7 protein-coding genes are annotated in these 6,288 nt (G+C 67.9%); 6 read left to right on the top strand and 1 reads right to left on the bottom strand.

Annotated elements, in window-relative coordinates; all coding sequences use genetic code 11:
• Positions 1-89: 89 nt before the first annotated feature.
• The 5 genes from AB0I38_RS40015 to AB0I38_RS39995 all read left to right on the top strand — a co-directional run bounded on the left by AB0I38_RS40015 (position 90) and on the right by AB0I38_RS39995 (position 4,882).
• The gene (locus tag AB0I38_RS40015; RefSeq protein ID WP_358495956.1) at positions 90-464 is read left to right on the top strand and encodes a hypothetical protein; all 375 of its coding nucleotides are present in this window, start codon (positions 90-92) and stop codon (positions 462-464) included.
• A gap of 160 nt (positions 465-624) precedes the next feature.
• Complete coding sequence (locus AB0I38_RS40010) at positions 625-843, top strand: hypothetical protein (protein WP_358495953.1); 219 nt, start codon at positions 625-627, stop codon at positions 841-843.
• Between the two features lie 156 nt (positions 844-999).
• A complete protein-coding gene (locus tag AB0I38_RS40005) occupies positions 1,000-3,450 on the top strand; it encodes a DUF4132 domain-containing protein (protein ID WP_358495948.1) in 2,451 nt (816 codons plus the stop codon).
• 658 nt (positions 3,451-4,108) lie between these two features.
• Positions 4,109-4,270: a hypothetical protein gene (locus AB0I38_RS40000; protein ID WP_358495945.1), complete on the top strand. Its 162-nt coding sequence runs from the start codon at positions 4,109-4,111 to the stop codon at positions 4,268-4,270.
• A 405-nt stretch (positions 4,271-4,675) separates the two neighbouring features.
• On the top strand, positions 4,676-4,882 hold the full coding sequence (locus AB0I38_RS39995; protein WP_358495941.1) for a hypothetical protein: 207 nt from the start codon (positions 4,676-4,678) through the stop codon (positions 4,880-4,882).
• Positions 4,883-4,887: 5 nt separating this feature from the next.
• Here AB0I38_RS39995 and AB0I38_RS39990 read toward each other — a convergent pair whose 3' ends face one another.
• Entirely contained in the window at positions 4,888-5,178 is a 291-nt protein-coding gene (locus AB0I38_RS39990; RefSeq protein ID WP_358495938.1) for a hypothetical protein, read from the bottom strand.
• A gap of 102 nt (positions 5,179-5,280) precedes the next feature.
• On the opposite strand from AB0I38_RS39990, the gene AB0I38_RS39985 reads away from it, so the two are divergent.
• On the top strand, positions 5,281-6,147 hold the full coding sequence (locus AB0I38_RS39985) for a hypothetical protein (protein ID WP_358495935.1): 867 nt from the start codon (positions 5,281-5,283) through the stop codon (positions 6,145-6,147).
• Positions 6,148-6,288: the final 141 nt, after the last annotated feature.

Below are 6,288 nucleotides of genomic sequence, written 5' to 3'. Positions count from 1 at the left end.
CGGACAGGGCGACGCCTCACCAAGAAGTAGTCAACTACGAAGACGCGGGGACCTCGACTTGGCCACCAGCGGCGACACGCACTCGGCCGTTGACAGCTCCTGCGCCCAAGCCCAAGCAGGACCTCAACCCGATCATCGACGACTTCGCCGCCTGGCTACGCGATCGAGATGACCACAGACCCGAACGAGAAGACATCGCCACGCTCGCCGACGCCTGGTCCAGAGACTCCGGACCCGGCTACTATGCCTGCTCCCCGCATCGGATCGAGCACACCGTGATCCTCATCGGAGACGGGTACATCAAGAAGTACGCCGAGGCCATCCTCGATCTGCTGCCCCAGTGGGCCGAATGGTGCATTGAACGCACCGGCCTGGCCGGGGAACTGGCAGAGCGAGCCCGCCGAGCAGCCGCGAACAACCGGTGGGACGGATCCGACAGCATGGACCTGCGCCGTACCGAATAGGTGAACCGCTCCCGCATGTCCGGGCTGCGCGCATTTCTCCTTGGAGAGACGCCGCCAAAGGCCATGGCGGGGGCTCACCTTTGGCCGCCGTCCTGCGCGTGCTCGCTGACGGGAAGGGGCCGAGAGCAGACCGGGACGGTCGACGTCGGCGGTGTTCAGCGTGGCCGTCAGGGGCGCCGGTGTGCATGACGAGCAACCGGCTGGTCAGCACCAGCAGTTCGTCCAGGTCGTCGGAGATCAGTACGGCCATGCCGTCGCGGGCGAGCCGCTCGATCTGGCGGGCGGTCTCCGCCTTGGCACCCACGTCGACGCCCGCGGCCGGGCTCGCGCGGCCTCCGGATTGTCGGTGCCCGTTGATAACTATGGCCTGTCACGTTGACCCCCCGACGACGATGGAGCTCCCCCATGGCCACGGCCACCTTCAGAGACGAGAGCGCCACCGGCAGGTGCTCAGTTGAGATCGCCCTTTCCTCTCGGCTCGACGCGCGCCCGGCGTATGAGCTCGTTCGTCTCGTGCCGCGGGCCGGAGGCTGACATGGGTGTCCTCGACAACTTCCCCAAGTCCCAGGGTTACCTGCTCAACCACCACATCGCGGAGCTGCCGCGTGCGCTGTTCGCCCGGTATGACGCGGGCGGACGGCCCGGCACCGACGAAGCCGGGCGCAGGGCGTTCGGCATGTGGGCGCAACTGCGGCTCAGCCTGGGCGACAACGGCGGCCACGAGCACCCTGAGGAGGTGCTCCGGCTGGTGCACGAGGTGGCCGGCGGTGACATCTCCTGGACGTTCGAGGACACGCGCTCTCTGTGGGAGATCGCCGACGCGCTGTCGAGTTGCGGTCACACCAGGCACGCCGAGCTGTACCGGATTCCGCTGGCCGCCATCGCGACGCTCGGATACCCCGAGCGCCGTCAGATCCTTGGTGACGCGCCGCCGTGGCACCCGGCCCACCGCAGCCCGAGCCGGGCCGCGTTACGCAAGGACCTGGAGCGCGTCCTGACCGAGCCCCCACAGCACGGACCGGCCGGGGTCGTGCGCAGCCTGGTCTGGGACGGCGACCCCCTCGCCCGTGCCATGGCAGGAAAGTACGCCCCCCGGCTGGCTCACTCCGCCGTGCTCCCTCTGCTGAAACACTGGTGCAAGGCCAAGGCCAACAGGCCCAGCGAACCCTGGCTCGCCAAGGTCCGCACGCTGCTCACCGACGACGGCGTGGCGGTGCTGCGCGAAATCCTCTCCCGCGTGGCCACCCATCGCGAGAGCCGCGAGCCCGGTGGCAGGGTCTTCCTCGCCCGCCATACCGCCCTCCCGCTGCGCGGCATGTTGTGGACCTGTGAGGTGATCGACGCGCCCTGGGTGTCCACGCTGCTCGGCGACATCGCCATCAACTGCGGCATCGGGCGCAACGGCACCGGCGGCGCTGCCGTCTGCCGCAACGAGAGACTGGCCAACGCCGCGCTGAACGTGCTGGCAAAGCGAGGTGGCCTCGACACGGTGGGCGTGCTCGCGCGCGTGCGAGCCAAGCTGCGCAGACCGGCCCTGCTGGCGAAGGCGTCCGATGCTCTCGACGCGGTGGCCGTACAAGAGGGGCTGAGCCACGAACAGCTCGTCGACCGGACGGTTCCGGCCTTCGGGCTCGGCCCCGACGGGGTCCGGGAGGAGCGGGCCGGCGAGTGCGTCGTCCGGCTCGACGTCGACGGGCCGGTGCTGCGGTTCGTCAACGCGTCCGGGCGCGTCGTCAAGTCGGCGCCCCAGTCCATCCGTAAGGATCCAGTGCTCGCCGATCTCAAGGCCACACTGAAAGACCTCAAACGCACGCAGGCCGCTGAGCGGCTGCGCCTGGAGCAGATGCTCATCGTCGAACGCGAGCTCTCCTGGCAGGAGGTCGAGCAGTACTTCTTCGACCATCCGGTCACCGGCCCCTACACTCGCGCCCTCATCTGGCGGCTCCCCGAGGGGTTCGCCGGGCTGCCGGTCAGGAGCGGCGGCGGCTGGGCACTGGCCGGCACGAGCGGCGCATCCGTGCGTCCGGTCGCCGACACGCCCGTACGGCTGTGGCACCCCATCCAGGAGAGCGCCGAGGGGGTGCGCGGCTGGCGCGACCACCTGCTGGAGCGGGGGATCAGGCAGCCGTTCAAGCAGGCGTTCCGCGAGGTCTACCTGCTCACCCCGGCCGAGGAGCGCACCCGCACCCACTCCGACCGTTTCAAGGGCCACTTCGTGCGCTACGGGCAGGCCAAGGCGCTGCTGGAGCAGCGCGGCTGGACCGGACTGTCGATCGGTCACTGGGACTACGAGTGCGGCGGCGACGTAGGAGCGGCGGCCAAGACGCTCGCCGGCTGGCAGGCGAGTTGGGGCATGCGGGTCGCCTCCGACCCCCACCAGGACGCCTGGGGCACGGCCTCCTGCGCCGCCACCGACGCGATCCGGTTCCGCCGCGCGGATCTTCCCGACGACACGCCGCTCACCGAAGTGCCGCCGCTGGTGTTGTCGGAACTGCTGCGCGACGCCGACCTCGCCGTGGGGGTCGGGTCCCTGGGGCTCGACCAGCAGGCGGCGGCCGGGCACGACGGCTACTGGCAGTCGTACGGGTTCGGCGAACTGAGTGAGACCGCTCGCACGCGGCATGACGCGCTGGCCCGGCTGCTACCTCGGCTGAAGATCGCCGACCGGGTGGAGCTGACCGACCGGTTCCTGCGCGTGCGGGGGCAACTGCGCACCTATCGGATTCATCTGGGGTCGGGCAACATCCTGATGAGCCGAACGACGCCTACCTGTGCATCGTCCCCGGCCACGACCGCTCCGCCTCATTGGTGTTCCTGCCGTTCGAGGAGGACGGCGGCATGTTGTCGGTCATCTTGTCGAAGGCGTTCCTGCTGGCGGACGACACCAGGATCAGTGATCCCAGCATCATCCGCCAGCTCGTCGCCACCTAGGCCGGATGCCTTCGAAGGGGAAGGCGTGGTTCCAACCGCGGACGATGATCCTTGACATCCCACAGGACGGCAGAAGAGAAGGGCATATCTGAGAGACACGGACGGATCTTCATTCTTCGCCGAGGTCGAGAGTCCCGTACGCCCGCTACGGCCCGGAAACGACACCAGCGCGCCCATGACCGCAGAAGCTCTGCGAGGGACGCACGTTCGGCACCTGCCACCCGTCGATCCGGGTCTCAAAGCACACTGCTTTGAGGGCCGCCGTACCCAGGACCTGGAATGGATGATCGCCCCGTACGTGGCGGCCGTCGCGCCCCGGGTGCTGTGGCGCATCGAGGAGGGCGGCTGGGACCTGATCGGGTTCGAGGCCGTCGACGGGCGGCACGCCGTGTACGAGCCGGGCTCCCTGGACCTGGGCAAGCTGACCGACACCATGACGACGTTGGGCCGGATCCCCTGCCCGGACCTCCCGCTGAAGACCGCCGCCGAGCGGTGGCGGCCGTACGTCAGCCATCCCGGGGATACGCGCTGGCTGGTCGGCGACCAGCTGCTGCACACCGACTACAACCCGCTGAACGTCCTGATGGCCGGCGATCGGGCCCTGCTCATCGACTGGGCGTGGCCGACCCGGGGGGGCGGGCTGGATCGACCCGGCGTGCCTCATCCTGCGGCTGATCGCGGGCGGCCACACCGCCGAGCAGGCGGAATGCGTCGTGTCCGTGCTGCCCGCCTGGAAGAACGCGCCCAGCGCGGGGGTGGACGCGTTCGCCGCGGCGAGCGTCCGGTTGTGGGAGGAGATCACCGGCCGCGACTCCGTGTCCTGGACGGGGCGGATGGCCGACGCCGCCCGGCAGTGGCACGCCCACCGCGCCTAACGCACAAATGACGCCCTGTCGACCAGGTGATCGGCAGGGCGTCGCACTGTGCCGACTTGCGCAACGCGGTCCACTAACTCGGTTACTTCCGTAACCACGCCCAGGCCCACGCTGACGCCCGGTGAGCACCAGCCGCAGATCCGCCGGGTCGAGGCGCTTGACGTTGCCCGTGTTCGTGACCCGCACGCCCTCCTCGGCGAGCAGATCCGACAGCTGCGTGCCCGTCAGGTGCTCGTACGGGCCGTAGTCCGGGGCGAGCTGCCGCAGCAGCGCGGGAAGGTCCGCCAGGCGCGCACGCTCCTCGCCGCCCGGGTGAGCGTACTGTTACCTTTTGGATGCACATAGCGACGATCTTGTGTCCGGATGTCTGTGACGGAGGAGTCACTCTCTGTGCACGCTGATGGCATGCATCCAGCACTCGTCATCACACTCGTCGCACTCGCCGTCTACTTCGGGTCGTGCTACTTCCACCCGTACAGGAAGTGCAAGGCGTGCAACCGGTCGAAAGAGTCGCACTCGACGACCTTCAAGGGCGCGTTCGGCAAATGCCGGGCCTGCAACGGGCGCGGCCACCACATCCGACTCGGGGCGCGCATCCTCAACCAGAAGTAGCCCAGCTACGTCGGCACACAGCCAGGACACGCCATTATCGCCAGCGACCTGGACTCCTCGTCCACGTGCGCCACCGACTGGGTGCCCATGGAGTAGCGGCACGGCATCGCCGAGGCGACCGCCGGATCCGACCACACTGCGTGCTCCCACGCCGGCGGCCGCTCCGGCGGCGGGCCGGGCTCGTGCTCGGCGCCGACCCAGCCGCGGCCTTGGCAGAAGCGGCAGGCGAGGAACAGTCGGCCGAGTTGCATTCCGCGGCGGACGTCGCATTCGGGGCAGGTGATGGAGTCGGTCACCCTGCCCGCCCAGTGCCGCCCACCGGATTGCGCGGAACTCCCCGTACTGCCTGAGCGCCCAGGGCTGGGCTCTGAAGGCTCCTCAAGACCTAAAATGCGCACATGAACGCCTTATGCCGGGCTGCAATCGTGGGAAGCGTGATCGGGCTGATGGAGGTCTTCCTCCAGGTCCATGGGCCTGAGGACGACTTCACCGGCGCAAATGTGATGCTCATTGTGCCTTTCCCTGCGGGCTTGCTACTCAGCTGGCTGATCAGATTGCCACGTTGGTGGCTGGTGGCCGCAGTGGCACCGTTCGTCAACATTGCCATCATCGTCCTCGCGCTTCGCGGTCTGACCTTTGCCGAGCTCCTGGATCTCGGTTTGCTGCCCGGCAGTCTTATATTCGCCACTATCGGAGCCGGTGGCCATGTTGCAGCCACGGCCATGGTGGTTCAGGTAGATCGGACACTGCGCTTCTCCGTAATCGGAGCGCTCATTATTGGGTTCGGCGGTATGTCTTTGAGTAAGGACGCGATCCTTGAGGCGGCGCGAGAGCGGAGACTGGCTCAATCCGGTCTTCCGCTGATCGACCTCGGCTCTCAGCAGTATCGACCTACTCAACTCGCAGAGTGGTTCGGTGAATGGGAAGAGGGGTCGCCGTCAATCGGGCTCTACTATGTGCGGCTACGCGACCAAGCGGAGGTCGAGCTCTACGTCATGCCGGCGACGGTCGCCTCCCCGCGGGCCGCCTGTGCCGAACCTGTTCCGGATGTGACCCACGGACCCGACACAGCTGGAAGCTGTCGACAAGTGTCGACGGATGTCTGGGTGCGCCGAGAAAACACCTTCACGAGAGTATTCGCGAAGCACAGCAGCGCCCTCGTGCAGGTGGCGAGTGAAAGCGTGTCAGAGGCTGACCTGCTCGCTGTCCTACCCGCGCTCCGCCCCACCACAGCGAAAGAGCTGGCCGCGATCGGCGAGATCTGAGGCGTTCGCAGGCGTGGCTCTGTCGAAAAGGACCGTGAAATGCTGGCCTAGTACGGCAGTCGTAGATCGTGATCTCTGTGGGGCAGTGCCCGTAACGCAGAACAGCCGCCCGGTGATCTTGATGTGTGACGATCAATGACC

Source organism: Nonomuraea cavernae, from assembly GCF_040655715.1.
In the GTDB taxonomy this organism is placed as follows: domain Bacteria; phylum Actinomycetota; class Actinomycetes; order Streptosporangiales; family Streptosporangiaceae; genus Nonomuraea; species Nonomuraea cavernae_A.
This window is presented reverse-complemented; position numbering and strand designations above follow the sequence as displayed.

Excerpts from the sequence above, each read along its gene's own strand:
- AB0I38_RS40005 (WP_358495948.1), top strand. The coding sequence starts at position 1,000 with ATGGGTGTCCTCGACAACTTCCCCAAGTCCCAGGGTTACCTGCTCAAC.
- AB0I38_RS39995 (WP_358495941.1), top strand. The coding sequence starts at position 4,676 with ATGCATCCAGCACTCGTCATCACACTCGTCGCACTCGCCGTCTACTTC.
- AB0I38_RS39985 (WP_358495935.1), top strand. The coding sequence starts at position 5,281 with ATGAACGCCTTATGCCGGGCTGCAATCGTGGGAAGCGTGATCGGGCTG.